The following is a 19,361-nucleotide window of genomic DNA, read 5'->3' on the forward strand; positions in this document are numbered from 1 at the left end:
CTCCTTTCTAGAACAAAGCTGAGTTTGGATCAACTCGTCTTGCCAGTAAGTTTGATAGAACCACCAGAATCAAGCCGACTACTGATTGGTAGAGACCTGCTGCTGAAGCCATCCCGATGTCCGCTGTCTGGGTCAAACCATTATATACATATACGTCCAAGACGTTGGTTACGTTATAAAGCTGACCAGCATTGTGAGGGATTTGATAGAAAAGACCGAAGTCTGCACGGAAGATATTTCCAACTGCAAGGATGGTCAATACAGTTACCAATGGTGTCAACTGCGGAATGGTTACATTGCGAATCCGCTGCCATTTGCTGGCTCCGTCCACTGTCGCTGCTTCATAGTAGGTTGGATCAATTCCCATGATTGTCGCATAGTACATGACACTGCTATATCCAAAACCTTTCCAAATACCTAGGAAAAGTAGGAGATAAGGCCAGATTCCCAAATCAGCGTAGAAGTTGACTTCTTTTAGACCAAGACTTTCCAATAAATGATTGAACACCCCTTTATCAATATTTAGGAAGGCATCTGTAAAGAAACTGATGATAACCCAAGACAAGAAGTAAGGGAACAACATAGAAGTTTGGAAAATCTTCACCATTCTCTTGGAACGGAGTTCACTGAGGATAATGGCAATCCCTACAGACACAACTAAACCTAGAAAGATGAAGCCAAGATTGTAGAGGACCGTATTTCGTGTGATAATAAAGGCGTCTCTTGAACTAAATAAGAATCTGAAATTATCGAGTCCGACCCATTTACTATTTATGATACTATCTATGAAACCATTACTGGTCATGTGGTAGTCTTTGAAGGCAACCACGTTCCCAAATACTGGAATGTAGAAGAATAGAATCAACCAGAGTGCCCCTGGCAAAACCATCAAGAGAAAGATCCAGTTGTCTCTCAAGGTTTTTGAAAACTTATTCATAATTTCCTCCCTTTTTATTTTGATATCCATCTAAAAATTCTTTTTTAGACTTTTGATAACGATTACATTATTAGTATACTCCTATTTGCAGATTAGGTTAAACTCCTAATTATAGAAAAAACTCCACAAATTATGTAGCAGATTTAAAACTTTATCACCACTATCAAACAAATGTCCTAAATCAATTGTTTATTTTATCTCTATTAGCCCCGTGATGGCGTCACTCTGTTACCCTGTGCTAGTCTCTCAAACTAAATTTTAGGAGCAATGAAGCCCACTATTTTTAGAAAAAAGGCCTATTATCAAGTTCCTTATACTTTTGACAATAGAGGTTTTTCTCTTTTTAACGTTTTTTCTCAAAACTCATCATGAGCTCTGTCTAAAAATAAAGGTACTGATTTTCTCAACTTTTTTAGAAAGCTAATACTCTTCGAAAATCTCTTCAAACTACGTCAGCTTCCATCTGCAANNGATTTTCATTGAGTATAAGGCAAGGCCAAATCAATTTATAACAATGTTTTAGAAGCGATATTGTACTAGTCCAGACTCAGTTCATTATAGTGTCTGATTTCTCCGAGACTGACTCCCTATAAAAAGTGCAAATAAGAAATCTCCAGCTTAGTAACTATCAGTGAGTTTTCGAGTCTGAAAATTTTTCAATATACCTCGTTATTGAATGGTTACAGTTTGCCGTCCACTTCCTGACATGCAAAAATCTCCTAGCAGGCTTTCCTGCTAGGAGATTTTCTTATGAGAGGTACTTGTTTCAGCTTTGAAAATCGGACTTATCATCTGATAATTATCAAACAATCTACCAATTAAGCTTCTTCGTCTTCTTTACGACGACGTCCTGCAAGACCAAGACCAAGTAAGGCACTTGCGGCAGCTGCTACCATAGCTACAGTAGAATCTGCTGTACCTGTATTTGGCAATTCTTTAGATGCTTTAGGCGCATTTGCTTGTGCTGATGCTTCTTGGTTGGCATTTGCTGCTTGAGTAGTAGCTGGAGCTACAGCTGGTGTTTGAGCATCTTGGTCATTAGCTGGAGTTACATGGTCAGCTACTGGAGAAACTTTAGCCATGAAGTCTTCAATACGTTTCACCATTGTATCTACTTCTGCTTGACTTGCGTCTGCGTTAGCAAATACTTTCTTAGCATCTGCTGATAATGCATTCGCTTCTTTTGCAGTTTCTGCATCAAGCTTAGAGGATTCTTGGATGATTAGCTCATCTAGCTGATGAATAGCACTTTCTAACTTGGATTTATTCACTTTGGCTTGAGTGTTCGTCATTCCGTCATCGGCAGAAGGGCCGTAGTTTCCACCATTATATGGAGGTATCATATCTTGATTGTTTTGTGAAATCACTTCAACTGGAACTTCAAGTTTTTGTACACTTCCATCCGCTAGTCTTAATGTCACTGTAGCAACTTTAGTGCCGACAGTATTCGTATCAGGCAATACCATATTGAGGACTGAGATTTCTTCTGGTAAATCTAATTTCGCTAACACATCTGCTTGGGACAGGGCTGTACCGCGTTCAACTTTCACTACTCCATTGATTAAAGCTTTCAGGGCATCTTCTAGTTTTAATTCTGGAAGATCAGCTACAAGTGCATCTTGATCAACTTGGTATAAGAAGGTTCTGAGAACTTTATCGAGTTCTGCTTGGGTTGTGGAGTTGTCGATTGCAATATTAGCTGCTTCCGCTTCTTCTCTTACCGACTCTTTTTTCTTATCTTTTTCTTCCAAAGTTAAATCTGTTCTCGCATCGATTTCTTTCAGCTTATCTGCCAGTACTTCTTCAACAGCTTTCTTAAATGCTGCTTTTGCACCTACTGGATCAATCTTTGCAATATTAGCTTTTCCAACTTCTGTTACTTTAGCGACATCGTCTTGACTCATTGCCTTACGAATCGCATCCTTAGCTGTTTCTGCTTCTGATTCTGCGGCTTTTTTGGCAGTAGTTTTTTCTGCTGTCAATAAATCAGTTCTTGCATCAATCACTTTTGATTTTTCTGCTAAAGCTGTATCAATTTCTGCTAGGGCTTTCTCTTTCCCTACTGGATTTAATGCTGATATAGCTGTTATTCCTGTTGTTTTAGCTTCATCTACTTCTGCTTGTATTGTAGCTGATTCAATAGCTTTCTTAGCATCTTCTGCCGCTTTCTTAGCCACTGCTTTGGCTGCTGATTTTTCTGCTTCTGAAAGTTTAGCGTTGCTGTCAATTGCAGTTTCCTTAGCAGATAGGGCTGAGTCTACTGCTGCCTTAGCCTGATCTTTTCCAACTTCTGCAACTGATGAGATAGCTTGGCTTCCTTCCGTCACTTTGGCATCTACTTCTGCTTGTGTTGTAGCTGCTTCAATAGCTTTCTTAACATCTTCTGCGGCTTTCTTAGCTGCTGCTTTGGCTGCTGATTTTTCTGCGTCTGAAAGTTTATCGTTGGCGTCGATTGCAGTTTCCTTAGCAGATAGGGCTGAGTCTATTGCTGCCTTAGCCTGATCTTTTCCAACTTCCGCAACTGATGAGATAGCCTTAGTACCTTCCGTCACTTTGGCATCTACTGTTGCTTGATCTGTTGCTTCATTGATAGCTTCCACTACAGCAATGGCAGCTTTTGCAACTTCTGCTTTCGCTTTGATTTTTTCTTTTTCTGATAATTTCTCGTTCTTATCAATTGCTTCTAACTTAGCTTCTGTTACTTTTTGGATCTCATCTAATGCTTTTTCTTTTCCTACTGGATTTAGTGCATCTATAGCCTCTTTACCAGTTGTTTTTGCATTATCTACCGCTACTTGCTCTGTTGCAGCATCTATAGCTTTCTTAGCTTCATCTACAACATTCTGAACTTGTTCTTTAACGGCTTGTTTTTCGTCATCAGAAAGTTTCTCGTTGCCAGCAATCACTTTTTCTTTAATTGCTTGAGCTGCTTCTAAGTCTGCTTTGGCTGCTTCCTTAGCAATTGCTTTATTTGCTTCGTCGGCTATTTTTGCTTTCGCTTCTGCTTTTTTATCAGCTGGCAAATCTACATTCGCTTCAATAGTATCTGTTGCATTCTTAGCAGCTTCTTCAACTTCTTTCTTAACAGCTGATTTATCAATATCTTTTAGAAGTTTTGCTGCTGTTGCTAGTTTAGATTTCAACTTGTCAATCTTAGCTTGAAGTCTGTAAGCTTCTAATTCACCAGCATTATCTCCTTTAGCTAATAAATCTTTAGCTGCTTGCTTCGCTGCTTCTAATTCTGCACTTAGTTTGCCAACTTCATCATTATAAGCTTTGATACTATCATTCGTTTTACCAGTTTTGTCTGCTAATTTAAGATCCTCATCAGCATTCGCTAACTCATCTTTTTGGTCTTGAGTTATTTTATCTACTAAGGCTGCTTTTGCTTTTTCAAGGTCTGCTTTCTTAGCGTTCACTTTTGCCAACGCTTCTGCCACTTCTTTTGTCGTAGCGTCTTCATTGGCAATCACGATTGCGGCTGCTTTCACTTCTTCTTGTGCTGCACGTTTCGCCGCTTCATACGCTGCTTTTGTAGAAGTTGTTTTACCTGTTGTTGGGTCAGCTTCTTTTGTTTGGTCATCTAAAGCTTGTTTGGCATCTGTTAGTTCTGTTTTATTTGCTTTTTCTACTAATCCCGCTTTAGCTGCTTCTAACTTCGCTTTTAACCCTTCAATTTTAGCTTGTACCAATTTTGCTGATTCTTGTGTTCTATCATCGGCATTAGCTACAAGGTCTTTTGCTTCACGTTTTACTTCTTCTATCGCAGTTTTAATCTTTTCTACTTCTGCTGTATAGGCTTGTTTACTTGTTGGTGTTTTTCCTTCTAAGTCATTTTCACCTAACACTGCTAAGTCTGTTTCTACATTTCCTAACGCTGCTTTTTGTTCTTCAGTTACTTTATCTGCCAAGGCTTTTTTGGCTGCCTCTAACGCAGTTTTCTTAGCGTTCACATCTGCTAATGCATTTGCGACATCTTCAATTGTTGAATTTTGACTATCAATTACCAACTGGGCATCATTTACCGACTTTTGTGCTGCTAGATTAGCAGTATCATAAGCATTTTTTGTAGACGTTGTTTTTCCTTGGGTTACGTTTAAATTTAATTGCTGATTAATATAATTATTTAAATCATTCTTAGCTACTTTTAATTCTGTTACATCTCCTTTATCTTTTAGTAATTCTTTTGCTTCTGCTAATTTTTCTTTTACTTCTGTAACTTTTTCTTGTGCCTCTAACGCTGACACTTTGCTTGCATTTTCTTGAGCATTCGCTACAGCTTTTGCTGCTTCTATTGCTGTATCTAATTCTGCTTTTAATGCATTATATTTTATTTCATACGCATCAATGCTATCTTGAGTTTTTCCTTTTGTGTCTGCTTTTACTAATTTTACTACATCTGTTGCCAATTTTGATTTTTGTGCATCAGTCGCAGCTACTACTAATCCCGCTTTAGCTGCTTTTAACTCTGCTAATTTTTCATTTAGTTTACTTACAGCAGCAGCTACTACATCTGGATCTGGATTTTCTTGGCTCAATATTCCCTGTGCTTCTCTTTGAGCTTCTTCTGCTGCTTGTTTCGCAGTCTCATACGGTACTTTTGAATTTGGTGTCTTCCCGATTCTTGGATCTGGATTTTCATTTATTAAATCTAATAAATTAGTATTTGATGTATTCAACTTTGATTTATCAGTTCTTAGAGCTTCTTGATCTGTTAATACAGCAGTTGCAAGATTTTTATAATCTTGAGTAGCTTTTAAATCACCTTCTAATAAATTTTTAACATTTTCTAATTGAGCTTTATAAGCGTTGATAGTTGTTTCTGTCTTACCTTTAGTATCAGCAGCCTCTGTTTCTTTCAATTTATTATAAACACGTTGTAATAAATTTTTTGCTACTTCATTCGTTTCTTGATTAATTGTATAATCTAGCCCTGTAATCGGTAATGCATATTGTAAAAAGCTAGATTGATAACTCATACCTAACAATTCGTCATTTGCCGCTCGAATAACTACTTTATAAGTTTTTACACCAGGTGCTAATACAATATCCTTACTTTCAAATGTACCTCCAGAACCAGGCTTATATCTAGGTTGCGACAATGTTTCTAGAGCCGTATTTTTTGCAGTTTCAGTTGTTCCTCCTACACGAACTGCTCCGCCACTACCATTTTGAGCTGCTACAACTGTCATCTCGGAATTTGATTTACTTACACCTGGATCAAATTCTGCAGAGTAAATTTGTTCATTTTTTCCATCGGTAGTATTAAAAACTGTAACTTTATAATTTGCACGTGTCTTTCTTGAGCCCGCTTCTACAATCCCAGTATATCCTGTTTTAAATTTAATTTTCACTTTACTTCCAGTGTCAGGAGTATATGATTTAAATGTTTTCTCAATCCCATCGAACCATTTTGTTCCCCTAGCAACAACTGCTCCATTCGGTCCTCCTTCTCCTGAAGATAAGTATGATTTTCCATCAAAAGCTTCTTCATTTTGATTGGCTTTTGTTCTAACTTTCGAAAGGAAAAGCATATATTTACTATTTCTGTCAAATGATTGTTCCTCTATCCAGGCTTGATTTGTATTTGGAATATTGATAGTTTCAAGAGGGAAAACTCCCTTATCAGTAGCTTTTGCAATTGCAAATTTTCCATTTTCTCCTACTGCTTTCCATCCACCAAATTCAGTTATTTCTTTTACAGTTCCAGGAGCTACATTTTTCTCATCACCAAGAGTATTCATATCTTTTACTTTTGCATTATTTTCAATTACGTCGGGTAAATTTTTTAACGCATTAACTAATGTACCTAAACTCGCATCAGCGCTTGGTGCTGTGTAAGTCTGGTTCGCAGCTGGATCAGTATCAGTCGTTGTCTCACCTGTTCGGAATGGATTATTTCTATCTAGGGCTTGTCTATTACGTGGATCATGTTGTCCTGAGTTTGCGATAGAGTTGCTTCCTGTAGCTTTCTCAGTATTGCTAGCTTTCTTACCGACAGTCGCTTTTCCTTCTGTGGTATCTAGTTTAGGACTTTCCACTTGCGCTTTAGGCTTACTACGTAAACCGCTGCTCGCTGTCATAAAGAGTCTTCTATAAGCTTTTGTCAACTCCTCTTGACTTGTGGCTGTTGTTAGGGCAAGTTTTGCTAATTCTAAATGTTCTTTAAGGGTTGCAACACTTTCATCTGTCTTAGTCGCATAGCTACCTGAGGCTAATTTAGCATCAATTTCTGCTACGTAATCTTCCAGCTGTTTTTTATCCAAGTCAGATGTAGCTTTTTCTTCTGCTTTTTCTGTTGCTGAAGCAGTCGATGATACTACTGGCGCTGGAGTGGCAGTAGTAGATGTTTCTTCTTTCTCTTTTGAAACAGTAGGTGATTCGACTGATAGTGCGCTTGCATCAGTAGATGTTGGAGTAGTTGTTTCTTCTTGACCTTCCGGAGCAGTAGTCTCACTGCTACCAGAATTTCCATCCAACTGACTGACTACTGGAGTCGCCCCGTAGGTTCCATTCTGGACATCTGGGTCTTTCAGTGGTGAGCCTTGTCTTCCCTCATTAGTTGGGGTTACACCTTGCTCTGTGGCAGACACTGTCCCATTTCCTGGAAACATGAACAAGGCTGCTACTGCAACACTAGCAGCACCAAAACTAACCTTACGAATCGAAAACCGCAAGCGTTTTTCTCTATCTTCATTACCTTTATAAAACATATATCATTTTGCTCCTTTTCCGATAATTATCGGTTAATATATAATGGAAGGACAAATAAAAAGCCCCCCCCCCTAAAATATTTATGCATATTTTAGACTGGCATAACTCATTATACTCTTTTTTGTTTTATAAATCAAATGTTATGAACTAAGCTTGGTATCATGCATCTTATCCAATTCTTCTGTTTCACGCGAAACACCCTGCACCAGGCAAGGTGTTCTTGTTTTAGGTTGTATAAATCGTCGAAGCTGTCGCAATGGTATGCCATTGGTTGGCTGTTGTGGCTACGAAGCCCTTGTCTGCGTAGAAGTCGTTAAATGGCAGGATTTCCACTTCTAGTTCGTCGATGCGGTCAAGCTGACCAGCCAGATAAGCCTCGATGCGGCTTTCTGCTCGCTTGATGCGTTGCAAGAGTCCGCCCATACGGATGTCAACTGTATCCAAACCAAAGACCTTGTTTTCCTTCAACCATTGATGGCTAAAGAGGGCATGGAAGTCTTCAATTTGGATTCTGAGTTCTGGTAATTCTTGTCTTGCGATTTCTTGCAGACTTTCTTTATCATCTGCTTGATAGGCTTGACGAATGCGCCGTCCCACATCGACTTTGCTACTTAAAATCTGGTTCAACTGAGCCTGAGTTTCAAAGAGGTAAGAGTAAGCACCAGCTTTTTCTTTGATTTCAGCAAGGGTCTCAGCTGCCTGAGCAAAGTGTGGTTTGTCCTGTTCAGGTATCATGTGTTGATCAAGAATCGGACAGAGAACATCCTGATAAAAGACATAGCGGTTGGGATTGATACCACTGAGATTATCTGGCAGGTCTGGCAAGAGGTTGGCAAGGTCAATCTGCATAAAATCTTCAACCGATAGACCAGTATTGGTCTGAAAGTGAGCAGACAAACGGTCTAGGTCATTGCGATAGCTTAGTTCGGCCCAAATTTGCAAGCTTGGGAGAATAGAAAACTGGGCAGTTTCACCACCATTGTCTCCCCAACCAGTTACGATGACTTCTTTAATCTGATTGGCACGGCAGGCTTTATTAGCCTCGATAGCCACTAGACGGCTAAAATGGTTGTGAGGTGTAAATCCAATCCACTTCCAAGCACCTCCTGCGAAGGCAAGATCATGGCTAATCTTGTGGTGGTTGCGGAAATTGCGATTGTATTTTTCCTCGCTATCCTGATAATAGTCCCAGTAAACCAGAGTCACACGGTCTTTGAGACGGTCTAGGTAGACACGAGTTTCCTCTGGAATTTCCACATCACGGTCGTACTGGCCATCCGCTGACATAAGTTTAAAGAACATATCGCTCCACATCTGGCAGTGAAAACCATATTTGTCAGCAATATCCAGCACGCGCTCCAAGTGTTGACACATTAGGAGACTACGATCCACCACACCGTTCAATATCAAATAACGTCCCAAGCCAACCAAGTGGGCTTCGTCCATCCCGATATTGACCTTGCGAGTTTGTAGTTTAGATAGAGTAGCAAACATGCCATCAATCAGGTTATAAACCTTTTCTTCGCCAATGAGAAGAATATCCTCCACATCACGAAGCTCCTGGACTTCTTTGACACCCCATTTGACGAAGGCTGACAAGTGGGCCAAGGTCTGGATACAAGGCACAAAAGTCATGTCAAACTGCTGGGCATAGGCTTCGATTTCCTGTAATTCCTCTGCTGAATAAGCTCCACGGAAATAGCCAAAGTAAGGCTGCCCCTCAATCTGGTAAGTGTCTTCCATGTAAAGTTCAAAGGTTGAATAGCCCATGAGAGCTAAGAGTTCAATCATCTGCTTGGCAGAAGCGACATTCAGCACCGCATTGCGCGAACAGTCAGCCATATAGGCTAAATCTTCGTAAGCTGCTTGTTCCTCAATCTCTACCTTGTCACCTTCTACTAGAGCTGTTGCCAACAAGGACAAGGCACGATAAAGTTGGTGAGGTTTGCGGTAGGTCAATTGATAGTGACCATCCTCACCCTTGATAGAGATAGAAGCTTGATCAGACTGAGTGACTAACACCTCAACATCTGGTAAAGAAATATGCTTTGTCAGCAAGTCGATTGCCTGAGTTTGTTTGGAACTAAGTCCTGTAAAAATTACCATTGATTTTCCTCCTGTAACCAGTTGACAAGGGCACCGTAGAGATTGGCATCTGCATGATAGGTGCAAGCTTGGATAACTGGTGCGACCGTGTATTCTTCGTAGGTATCGACAAAGTCATCTACAGCCTTCTTGACACCTTGAATAAAATCTGGATTTTGACTGATAGAGCCTCCCAGACTGATGACATCTGGATCGATGAGATACTGAATATTGAGCAAGCCTTGCGCCAGATTACGGTTCATGCGCTCAATGGCTTCTTGACAAAGGGCATTTCCTGCTGCAGCCTCTTGGTAAATCTTGCGACCGTCCCAATCAGTCTGACCAGATTTTTCAATCACGTATCGTACCATATTCCCAGTTGACGCTAGTTGCGACCAGTTGTTGAGCTTTTCAGCAGGAGCAAGAGTTGTCATGTAGCCAAATTCTCCACCCAGACCTTGGCGACCTCGGTGCAGTCTGCCATTGATCATCATGGCTCCGCCAATCCCTGTCCCAATCACGACACAGGCTGCATTTTCAAGCTCTGGATGAGCTAGTAATTCACTGAGTCCAACGCAGTTGGCATCATTTTCCAGATGGACAGGAATCTGATAAGAGCTAAGCGCCTCATACCAAGAAAAGCCGTGAATGTAGGGCACCGCACTGAAGCCATCAATCACACCTGTCTCTTGATTGACCGCGCCTGGAACGCTCATAGCAATCCCACTGTAATCCTGTTCTGACAAGCGTTGATCTAGCCACGCTAGTAAATCCTCCAAGTTTTCAGGCGTTGAAATACTTGTCTTATCTAGTATTTTCCCATCAGGAGTCAGACTGGCAAACTTAATCCCAGTCCCTCCGATATCAATCGTTGCAATGGTCATTGTTTTTACCATAAAAAGGGGCGAATCAGCAGTTAGTTCTTACCTTTTCGCCCCTCCTTTCTTTTTATGTTTACTTTTTGAAATTAGATTTCTTCTTTTTTAATCAATTCTGTACGAATTTCTTGTGGAGCCAATAGTCCTAAATGAACTGGGTATGGTCGTTCAAGTAGGTCAAGGAAGAGATGTTGACTTTCTGGTACACGTACATTTTCACTACACATATTGTAGTAACGAAGAACATAGCCTTCTTCATTTTCAGCTACCTTAAAGGCTGTTGGACAGATTTGCGGTAAGCTGAGGGCCGCATGACTCAAGAGGCTACCAGTCGCAGCCACGCTTCCTTCTTGTCTAGCAAGTTGAAGGCTGGTAAATGGTGTCTGCAAGGCTTTAGCACGACGATAGGCTGAGAAGCGTTCTTGGGCCTGGTGGCATTCAAGCGCAAACTCGACTTCAAACTCACGCAAGCATTGTGCTTCTGGTGTTGGGAAGTAACCCCAGTCACCTAGCTCACCTGACGTACGCAAAATAGTCACGGCAATAGTGTCGTCTCCAAGGATTTCGTATTCATTCAATCCCTTGTTGGATACGGTCACACCTTTTTCATCGTCATACAGACTAACAAAGGCTTGTTGGTGTTGAGGATTTTCAGGATTTTCCCATGAAGCAGCTGGTTTGTTTGGTCGTGTCACCACCTCATAGATGCTTTCAGAATCATTGCTTGGACGCATGTTGTGAGTCTTGACCAAGAGACGGATACGATGATCTTTGGCAGTGTTGGTAAAGCGAGTCTTGCAACGGATTTGTGGATTATCAACGAAGATAGTCATCTCAGTTTCAAGAGGAATGCTTGTCAATTCTTCTGAACGTCCAGCTTCACGCTTCATAAACTCGATGATGCCTTTTTGCTCTTCTTCTAGCTTTTCATCTGCACTGACAGGCACGGTCAATTCATGTTTGAGCAAAATCTTAGCGTAGCGAGCTGTGTTTTCCAAGACCTCGTAGCCCTTTAATTCTGCATAGATTGGCTCTGTTCCTTTTGGTTGGAAATAGATATACTCGTTTCCGATGTCCCCACGATCTTCAAAGCGGATAAAATCTTCGTAGGCTTCGTGAGTTGTCTTGTCATAAACTGTGATGTTGTCATCCACACTCACCGTTACGAATGGTGTATCAATCACTCCGTTTTGGTAAATACCCTCACGGTGTTCTTGTTCTCCTTCCAGCAATTGGAAAGTTGTCCAAGAAAGTGGCGCTAGGTGAACTGGAATGGTCACGCGCACTTGACGAGCAATACGAGCTTGGCGGAACTTATCTTTTGGTAAATCGTACTCAAAATTAGCTCCGAGGTCTTCGATTTTAGCCTCTACAGGACGCCCATCCAAGTCCTCCACACGGTAGCTTGGCAAGATAAGAGCAGCCATCTTCTTGTATCCTTCTGTTGGGTGCAATTCCTTGAAATCACAAGTCGCAACATCAATCACTGTGCTGACAGTATCAACCTTATCATGCAAACCTGTGTTAATAACCGTAAAGAGATAGTCACTTTGAGCCTTAGACGTAGCGATTTTACCCTTCCATTCGTTAAGAAGATTGCTCTTAACAAAGTTTCCTACTTGGTTGACCTTGGCAAAACGAGTTTCCATCTCTCGGTGAACTTCGTCCACGCTACAGCCACAGATGCTATCATGGGGCGCGTTCTGCAAAAGAGTTTTCCAAGCATAGGTCAACTGGTCCTTGTGGTTATGACCACCAGTGATGATAGTTAGTGGCTCCACTACTTGCTCTAGGAGATTGCTATTTTCTTGGAAGGCTTGTTTGAGATAAATACGAGATGAAGAAGTGTTGGCAAGTGTGTACCAACCATCTGTTTCCTGACTGGTCAACTCACCTGTAACCGTTGATAATTGCTCTGGTAGGGCACTTTCCACGGCTTGAACATATTCATCAAAAGAACTATGAACAAAGGTTACATCTGGGAAGAGTTCATTTGCCACACGAATAGCTTCGCTCAGATTTTTCTGCACAGGCTGGTGGTCACATCCGTTCATCATCAACCATTGGTTGGTCGAAGCATAGGCACGCACATCTGACAATTTTTGTTTCCAGAAGGTCAAGGCCTCATCTTTATCAACTGGAATTTCATTCCCATTACTGTACCAGTTGGCAAAGAGGATACCGAGGACACGACTTCCGTCCGCACCCTGCCAGTACATTTCTGAAAACTGGGAAGTAAACTGCTCATCTTCGAGGACTTGGTTGTCAAATCCAATCGGCTTCACACCACGCCCAAAGGCTGCTACGTGAATCCCTGATTTTTGAAGGATTTGAGGTGCTTGCCCCATATTTCCAAAGGTATCTGGGAAGTAACCAATCTGGGTTGATTTGCCCCATTTTGCACATTCTGCTTGACCAATCAATGTATTACGGACATTGGCTTCACTTGAAATCAAGTAGTCATCTTGCAAGATGTAAAAAGGACCAATTTTCAATTTTCCTTTGTCAATGTACCGTTGGACTTTGTCGCGATTTTCAGGACGAATCTCCAAGTAGTCATCAAGGACAATAGTTTGTCCATCTAAATGGAAACTCTTGAACTCAGGATCATTTTCAAAGAGATCAAAAAGATTGTCAAACAATTCCACCAACTGCATACGGTGGCTTTCAAAAGGCAAGTACCACTCACGATCCCAGTGACTATGTGAGATAATATGTACAACAACATTTTCCATGAAGTAAAACCTCATTCTAAATTTAAATTTTTATTGTTAACGTTTTAAATGTAAATTTGTGATTCTGACAAGAATCGGTTGAGCGAAAGCGCGCTCCTTAGCGAATATCCAAGTAATCCAAGACCAACTCACAGAACATCATGTTGGCCCAAGAGAACCATTCACGAGAGTAGAGAGTTGGGTCATCCACGTGGAAGCTTTCGTGCATAACACCTGTACCACCATCGCAAGCAACCAGCTGATCCAGCAAGAATTTTTTCTCTGCCTTATCTCTTGTTGTCAAGCCTTGGATAGAAAGGGCGATTGGCCAGATATAGCGATAGAAGGTATGAGAACTTCCGAGACCACTAGCGTATTCTCCTTGGTAGAAGTAGGGATTTTCAGGGCTCAGAATGGTACGACGAGTTGCTTGATACACTTTATCGTTGACATCGCAGTAGCCCAGATAAGGTGCAGCCAGCAGACTTGGTACGTTTGGATCATCCATGATGCTAGCATTTCCTAGACCATCCACTTCAAAGGCATAAATCTTTTCGCCCTTGCTGTTGGTGGTGTAAGCATAGTTTTCGATACCTTCTTGGATTTCAGACTGGAGGCGCTTAGCATCAGTGATAACACTCTGGCTATCAGCTAGGTTTAATGCTGCAAAGATTTCTTGCACATAACCCAAGACTACTACAGCAAACATATTTGACGGAATCAAGTAACTATACTGACAGCAATCATCACTCGGACGAAAGGCTGACCAGGTCATGCCTGTCACTGCAAAATCAGGTCCAAAGCCATCATTTACCAAGGTGTCTTCCTTGCGGTCCGTATCTCGGACAAAACGATAAGGAGAGTTCTTGTGGTCTTGTTCCACCGTCCAAAGATGGAGAATTTCCTTAGTCGCTGCGACAAAAGTCTCATCAAACTGACTAGTCTCGCCAGTCTCTTTCCAGAGGAGATAAGCCAACTGCAAAGGATAGCAAAGCGAGTCCACCTCATACTTGCGTTCCCAAATCCAGCCATTAAGGTCTGTGTGGTCAGTCTCATGGTGCCCCTTCCAGTTTTCCTCAATGTTGAAGGAATTGGCATAAGGATCCTTGAGTACCAAGGTCATCTGACGTTTGACCAAACCTGCAATGGTCTGACGCAGGAGCGAATCTCTTTTAGCCACATGCAGGTAGGGTCTGAGTTGAGCTGTCGAATCCCGAAGCCACATAGCAGGAATATCTCCTGTGAGCACAAAGGTTGAACCATCTTCTAGGATTTCAACTGTATTGTCCAAGGTGTCGGTGTAGCAACGCTCGAAAACATCCACCCACTCTGGATGGTCCTTAGCACGTTCTGCTACTTCACCTAGCCATTCTCTAACAATTTCTTTTGAATAAATCATCGTGCAGTATCCTCTTTCAAACAAGTTTCATTTTCAGTATATAGCTTTTGAGACAGAAAATACATACACAAATGATAGTCATTTTTCTACAAAATAGTTATCTTTGAAACTCCTTTTCTAAAGGCTATCTTTTTCTGATATAATGTAGAAAAACAGCTAAAGGAAAGACTATGAAACCACTACTTGAAAGCATCAATACCCGATTTGGAACTGCCAGCAAGCATGCCTTTTCTCGGGGAAATACCCTGCCATACACAGGCGTGCCTTTTGGGATGAATTACTTTGTACCCCAGACCAGTGACCAGGAGGGCTCTTGGTTTTTCGATCCGCATCTGCCTATCTTTCAGGGGATTCGACTAACCCACCAGCCCAGTCCTTGGATTGGGGACTACTCTTGGCTCCTCCTGACTCCTGTCACAGGCCAGCTAGGTGGAGACAGCCTCTTCCATCGTCAGTCTTCCTATGATATGGATAAGGCCTCTTTCCAACCTCATTATCTGAAAATTTTCTCCCTGCGCTATCAGATTGAAACCCAGCTCACACCGACTTGCTACGGTGCTTCTATTCGTTTGGAGCAAAAGCAAGGCAAAGCCCTCTCCCTCTATCTTCACGCAGCAGATGAACTGACCGTGGAGCAAGTAGATAAGAGGAATCTTGCCCTACGACAAGAAGGAAAAACTGAAACCAACAAAAATCCACTAACGATGTTCACTGCCCTGCAAATGAATACGGATGTTCTTGCTATCAGCCAAGAAGGTGGGGACTGGCGAATTGACTTAGCAAGTAGTCATGCTGAAATTCAGCTAGCCACTTCTTTCATCTCTCACTCTCAAGCTGTTCTTAATCTACCTCCAGACGATTTTGATAACTGTAAAACAAATGCCCAAGCGGACTGGGAAAATCTCCTCCATCGTTTTGACGTTATAGAGACAGGAGAGGCTGACCGAACCTTCTTTGACCACTGCCTCTACAGACTCTTCCTCTTCCCACAGACTTTTTATGAGGTTGATGAGTCAAGGCAAGCCATCCACATGGATCTGGCTACTGGTACTGTCAAGCCCGGGGTTCTCTTCAGCAACAATGGTTTCTGGGATACCTTCCGCACCACCTTCCCCCTCTTTGCCCTTATCATACCGGAACACTATCGTCGCTTTTTAGAAGGATTTCTCAATAGCTACCGCGATACTGGTTACCTTCCAAAGTGGTTGGCTCCAGATGAACGTGGCATGATGCCGGGTACTCTTTTAGACGGCATTATCGCAGATAGCGCCTGCAAGGACATGGCTCCCAACTTGGAAGAAGAACTCCTTCAAGCCATGCTTGAAACAGCCAGCAAGTTCGACCCTCTCGGCATCAATGGTCGCCACGGACTAGCCCAATACCAAGAACTAGGCTACCTCTCTACCGACAACCACGAAAGTGTCAGTCATACCCTAGACTATGCCTATAGTGACTTTTGTATCGCCAGCTGTGCCAAAAAACTTGGTCAGAATGACATCGCGGAAACCTATAGGACTGCTTCACAAAATTACCGCCATCTATTTGATGCTGAGACAGGTTACATGCGAGCGCGAGACAAGCAAGGCAACTTCCGCCCTGACTTCTCTCCTTATAGTTGGGGACGTGATTATGCCGAATGCTCTGCCATTCAAGCGACTTTAGGCGTCCTCCACGACATCCCAGACTTAATCCAACTTATGGGTGGAAAAGAAGCCTTCAGCAACTATCTTTTGAAAGCCTGTCAAGATGCTCCCCTCTTTGAGACAACAGGCTATGGTTACGAGATTCACGAAATGAGCGAAATGGCTACTGCTCCTTTTGGACAAATAGCTATTTCCAACCAGCCTAGCTTCCACATTCCTTATCTCTTCCGCTACAGTAACTACCCTGACTATACTGCCCTTCTTATCAAGACACTCCGTCAGAAAGCCTTTCATCCAAGCTGGCAAGCCTATCCTGGCGATGAAGACAATGGTAGTCTCTCTGCTTGGTACATCTGGTCAGCTCTCGGATTTTATCCGACCTGTCCAGGAAAATCAATCTATGATCTCGGAATCCCTCTCTTTGACCATCTCCGTATCTACCTTGCTAAAGAAAATAAATGGCTAGATATTCATACGGAGCAAAACCACAGCCACTTCAACTTTGTCAAAGAATGCCGACTGGACAAAAAACTAGTATCAACTATTCAACACCAAGATCTCCTAAAAGTTGAGCAGTTAACCTTTACCCTCAGCTGGTTACCAAGTCAGCCGTTCACTTCCTGAAATACAAAAGTAAGCGCGTCATAACAAGGTATCTATCATTCATGGAAGACCTCCTGTATACTATTCGTAAAGTAAAACTATTGGAGGATATTGTAATACCACAGCCTATTGTTCCTGTAGAGATTCCACAATCTCGTCCTTTTTATTCTAAAAAGAGAAATGATATTCTGCTTAAAGTTCGTATTGGCAAGCTTGAACTAAGTTTTTTTCAATCTCTCAATCTCGAAATGGTAGAACGGCTTTTGGATAAGGTGTTGCTTTATGACAATTCATCTATCTAGCCTAGGGCAGGTCTATCTCGTATGTGGGAAAACGGATATGAGACAAGGCATTGATTCACTGGCTTATCTCGTTAAAACCAACTTTGAATTGGATCCTTTCTCAGATCAAGTCTTTCTCTTTTGTGGTGGACGTAAAGACCGCTTTAAAGCCCTTTACTGGGATGGTCAAAGATTTTGGCTACTTTATAAACGCTTTGAGAATGGTAAACTGACTTGGCCAAGTACAGAAAAGGATGTCAAAGCTCTCACGCCTGAACAAGTAGATTGGCTTATGAAGGGCTTTTCTATCACTCCCCAAATAAATTCATCAGAAAGTCGTGATTTCTATTTAAATGAGGACTTTCTTTTTAGTATAATAAAGTTAGAAAACAGAGAGGGAAGATGATGAAAGACTTATTAAAAATCATTCAACAACAGAGTGCTACAATTGATAGTCTCACCAATGAACTTACCCTTCTGCGTGAACAAGTGGCTTATCTAACGCAAAAGCTCTATGGAAAATCCTCTGAGAAAAGTGTTTGTCCATCTGGACAAGTCAGCCTTTTTGAGGAGGAAGCTTCATCTGATGAAGATGGAGAGGTTCCCAGTTGAAAGAGAAGAAATCACCTATAAACGTAAGAAAGCTAAAGGGAAACGTCAAGCTCTTCTTGCCCAATTTGATTCAGAAGAAGTTCATCATCGCTTAGAGGACTGCATTTGCCCTGACTGTCAGGGAGAGCTAAAAGAGATTGGAGCGAGTTTTCAAGGACAAGAATTAGTCTTTATTCCTGCGCAATTAAAACGAATAGATCATACCCAACACGCTTATAAGTGCCAAGCATGCAGTGAGAAAAATCCGAGTGATAAAATTGTGAAAGCTCCTATCCCTAAAGCCCCTTTGGCGCATAGCCTTGGCTCAGCTTCTATTATCGCTCACACCATCCATCAGAAGTTTAATCTGAAGGTCCCCAATTATCGCCAAGAAGAAGATTGGGCTAAGATGGGTTTACCAATCACACGTAAGGAAATCTCTAATTGGCATATCAAGGCGAGTCAATACTATTTGGAGCCCCTCTATAACCTCTTGCGAGAGAGACTATTGACTCAGCCCTTACTTCATGCGGATGAAACTTCTTATAGGGTGCTAGAGAGTGATAGCCATCTGACCTACTATTGGACTTTTTTGTCTGGGAAAGCTGAGAAGCAAGGAATCACGCTGTACCACCATGATCAGCGTCGAAGTGGTTCAGTAGTACAAGAATTCCTAGGAGATTATTCTGGATATGTGCATTGTGACATGTTACGGCAGTAACTTAGGACTTTAGTCCTCTAGTTCTGCCTATGGGATAGCAGTCCAAGGTTTAGGAGCAAGGCGACGCTAAGCTTGGTAAACTGCGAACCGCTAGAAGCTTATCGTCAACTGGAAGAAGCTGAACTTGTTGGATGTTGGGCGCATGTGAGAAGGAAGTTTTTTGAATCCACCCCCAAGCAAGCAGATAAGTCATCCTTAGGAGCTAAAGGTTTAGCTTATTGTGACCAGTTATTTGCCTTGGAAAGAGACTGGGAGGTTTTGCCAGCTGATGAACGACTACAGAAACGTCAAGAAGAGCTCCAACCCCTAATGGAAGACTTCTTTGCTTGGTGTCGGCGTCAGTCAGTTTTACCTGGTTCAAAACTAGGAAGGGCAATTGAATACAGTCTCAAGTATGAAGAAACCTTTAAGGCCATTTTGAAAGACGGACATCTGGTCCTTTCCAATAATCTAGCTGAACGCGCCATTAAATCATTGGTTATGGGACGGAGTAAAAGAGTCCAGTGGACTCTTTTAGCCTGAGCTCAGTTTAAAAAAGCGAGGGTGGTTGTTTTCTCAAAGTTTTGAAGGAGCTAAAGCAAGAGCTATTATTATGAGCTTATTGGAAATAGCTAAACGTCATCAACTAAATAGTGAGAAATATCTATCCTATCTTCTAGAATGTCTTCCAAACGAGGAAACTCTCGTAAACAAAGAGGTTTTAGAGGCTTATTTACCATGGACTAAAGTTGTACAAGAAAAGTGCAAATAAGAAATCTCCAGATTAGGAACTATCCGTGAGTTCTCTAGTCTGGA

General features: G+C 41.8%; 10 protein-coding genes and 1 pseudogene. 5 read left to right on the plus strand and 6 right to left on the minus strand.

What is annotated here, in order from left to right:
- Positions 1-7: 7 nt before the first annotated feature.
- The 6 genes from HT725_RS08745 to HT725_RS08770 all read right to left on the minus strand — a co-directional run bounded on the left by HT725_RS08745 (position 8) and on the right by HT725_RS08770 (position 14,727).
- On the minus strand, positions 8-937 hold the full coding sequence (locus HT725_RS08745) for a sugar ABC transporter permease (RefSeq protein WP_007284784.1): 930 nt from the start codon (positions 935-937) through the stop codon (positions 8-10).
- Positions 938-1,755: 818 nt separating this feature from the next.
- Positions 1,756-7,650 (minus strand): DUF1542 domain-containing protein, encoded by a 5,895-nt coding sequence (locus tag HT725_RS08750; protein ID WP_173253427.1) that lies wholly within the window; start codon positions 7,648-7,650, stop codon positions 1,756-1,758.
- Positions 7,651-7,876: 226 nt separating this feature from the next.
- On the minus strand, positions 7,877-9,757 hold the full coding sequence (locus HT725_RS08755; protein ID WP_173253428.1) for a beta-N-acetylhexosaminidase: 1,881 nt from the start codon (positions 9,755-9,757) through the stop codon (positions 7,877-7,879).
- A complete protein-coding gene (locus tag HT725_RS08760; protein ID WP_173253431.1) occupies positions 9,751-10,620 on the minus strand; it encodes an ROK family protein in 870 nt (289 codons plus the stop codon). The genes HT725_RS08755 and HT725_RS08760 overlap by 7 nt, the downstream gene beginning before the upstream one ends.
- Positions 10,621-10,703: 83 nt before the next feature.
- The gene (locus HT725_RS08765) at positions 10,704-13,349 is read right to left on the minus strand and encodes an alpha-mannosidase (RefSeq protein ID WP_173253429.1); all 2,646 of its coding nucleotides are present in this window, start codon (positions 13,347-13,349) and stop codon (positions 10,704-10,706) included.
- 97 nt (positions 13,350-13,446) lie between these two features.
- Complete coding sequence (locus HT725_RS08770) at positions 13,447-14,727, minus strand: glycoside hydrolase family 125 protein (protein WP_173218608.1); 1,281 nt, start codon at positions 14,725-14,727, stop codon at positions 13,447-13,449.
- Between the two features lie 170 nt (positions 14,728-14,897).
- Between HT725_RS08770 and HT725_RS08775 the strand changes: the two genes are divergently transcribed.
- From HT725_RS08775 to HT725_RS10295, 5 genes and pseudogenes are all read left to right on the plus strand, one after another.
- Positions 14,898-16,994 carry a GH92 family glycosyl hydrolase gene (locus HT725_RS08775; RefSeq protein ID WP_173218606.1) on the plus strand — a complete coding sequence of 699 codons (2,097 nt, stop codon included), beginning with the start codon at positions 14,898-14,900 and terminating at the stop codon, positions 16,992-16,994.
- A gap of 95 nt (positions 16,995-17,089) precedes the next feature.
- Positions 17,090-17,275, plus strand: coding sequence for a hypothetical protein (locus HT725_RS08780; RefSeq protein WP_173218616.1), 186 nt, complete (start codon positions 17,090-17,092; stop codon positions 17,273-17,275).
- The gene (gene tnpB, locus HT725_RS08785; protein WP_240147151.1) at positions 17,256-17,660 is read left to right on the plus strand and encodes an IS66 family insertion sequence element accessory protein TnpB; all 405 of its coding nucleotides are present in this window, start codon (positions 17,256-17,258) and stop codon (positions 17,658-17,660) included. The genes HT725_RS08780 and tnpB overlap by 20 nt, the downstream gene beginning before the upstream one ends.
- Positions 17,660-17,866, plus strand: coding sequence for a transposase (locus HT725_RS08790; protein WP_101514840.1), 207 nt, complete (start codon positions 17,660-17,662; stop codon positions 17,864-17,866). The genes tnpB and HT725_RS08790 overlap by 1 nt, the downstream gene beginning before the upstream one ends.
- A pseudogene (locus HT725_RS10295) lies at positions 17,841-19,317 on the plus strand (IS66 family transposase). The gene HT725_RS08790 and the pseudogene HT725_RS10295 overlap by 26 nt, the downstream one beginning before the upstream one ends.
- The last annotated feature ends 44 nt before the right edge of the window (positions 19,318-19,361 follow it).

The organism is Streptococcus sp. 2579, assembly GCF_013277195.1.
In the GTDB taxonomy this organism is placed as follows: domain Bacteria; phylum Bacillota; class Bacilli; order Lactobacillales; family Streptococcaceae; genus Streptococcus.

Bases quoted from the DNA above. Each gene is read 5' to 3' on its own strand.
- HT725_RS08745 (WP_007284784.1), bottom strand. From the start codon at position 937: ATGAATAAGTTTTCAAAAACCTTGAGAGACAACTGGATCTTTCTCTTG.
- HT725_RS08750 (WP_173253427.1), bottom strand. From the start codon at position 7,650: ATGTTTTATAAAGGTAATGAAGATAGAGAAAAACGCTTGCGGTTTTCG.
- HT725_RS08755 (WP_173253428.1), bottom strand. From the start codon at position 9,757: ATGGTAATTTTTACAGGACTTAGTTCCAAACAAACTCAGGCAATCGAC.
- HT725_RS08760 (WP_173253431.1), bottom strand. From the start codon at position 10,620: ATGACCATTGCAACGATTGATATCGGAGGGACTGGGATTAAGTTTGCC.
- HT725_RS08765 (WP_173253429.1), bottom strand. From the start codon at position 13,349: ATGGAAAATGTTGTTGTACATATTATCTCACATAGTCACTGGGATCGT.
- HT725_RS08770 (WP_173218608.1), bottom strand. From the start codon at position 14,727: ATGATTTATTCAAAAGAAATTGTTAGAGAATGGCTAGGTGAAGTAGCA.
- HT725_RS08775 (WP_173218606.1), top strand. From the start codon at position 14,898: ATGAAACCACTACTTGAAAGCATCAATACCCGATTTGGAACTGCCAGC.
- tnpB (WP_240147151.1), top strand. From the start codon at position 17,256: ATGACAATTCATCTATCTAGCCTAGGGCAGGTCTATCTCGTATGTGGG.
- HT725_RS08790 (WP_101514840.1), top strand. From the start codon at position 17,660: ATGAAAGACTTATTAAAAATCATTCAACAACAGAGTGCTACAATTGAT.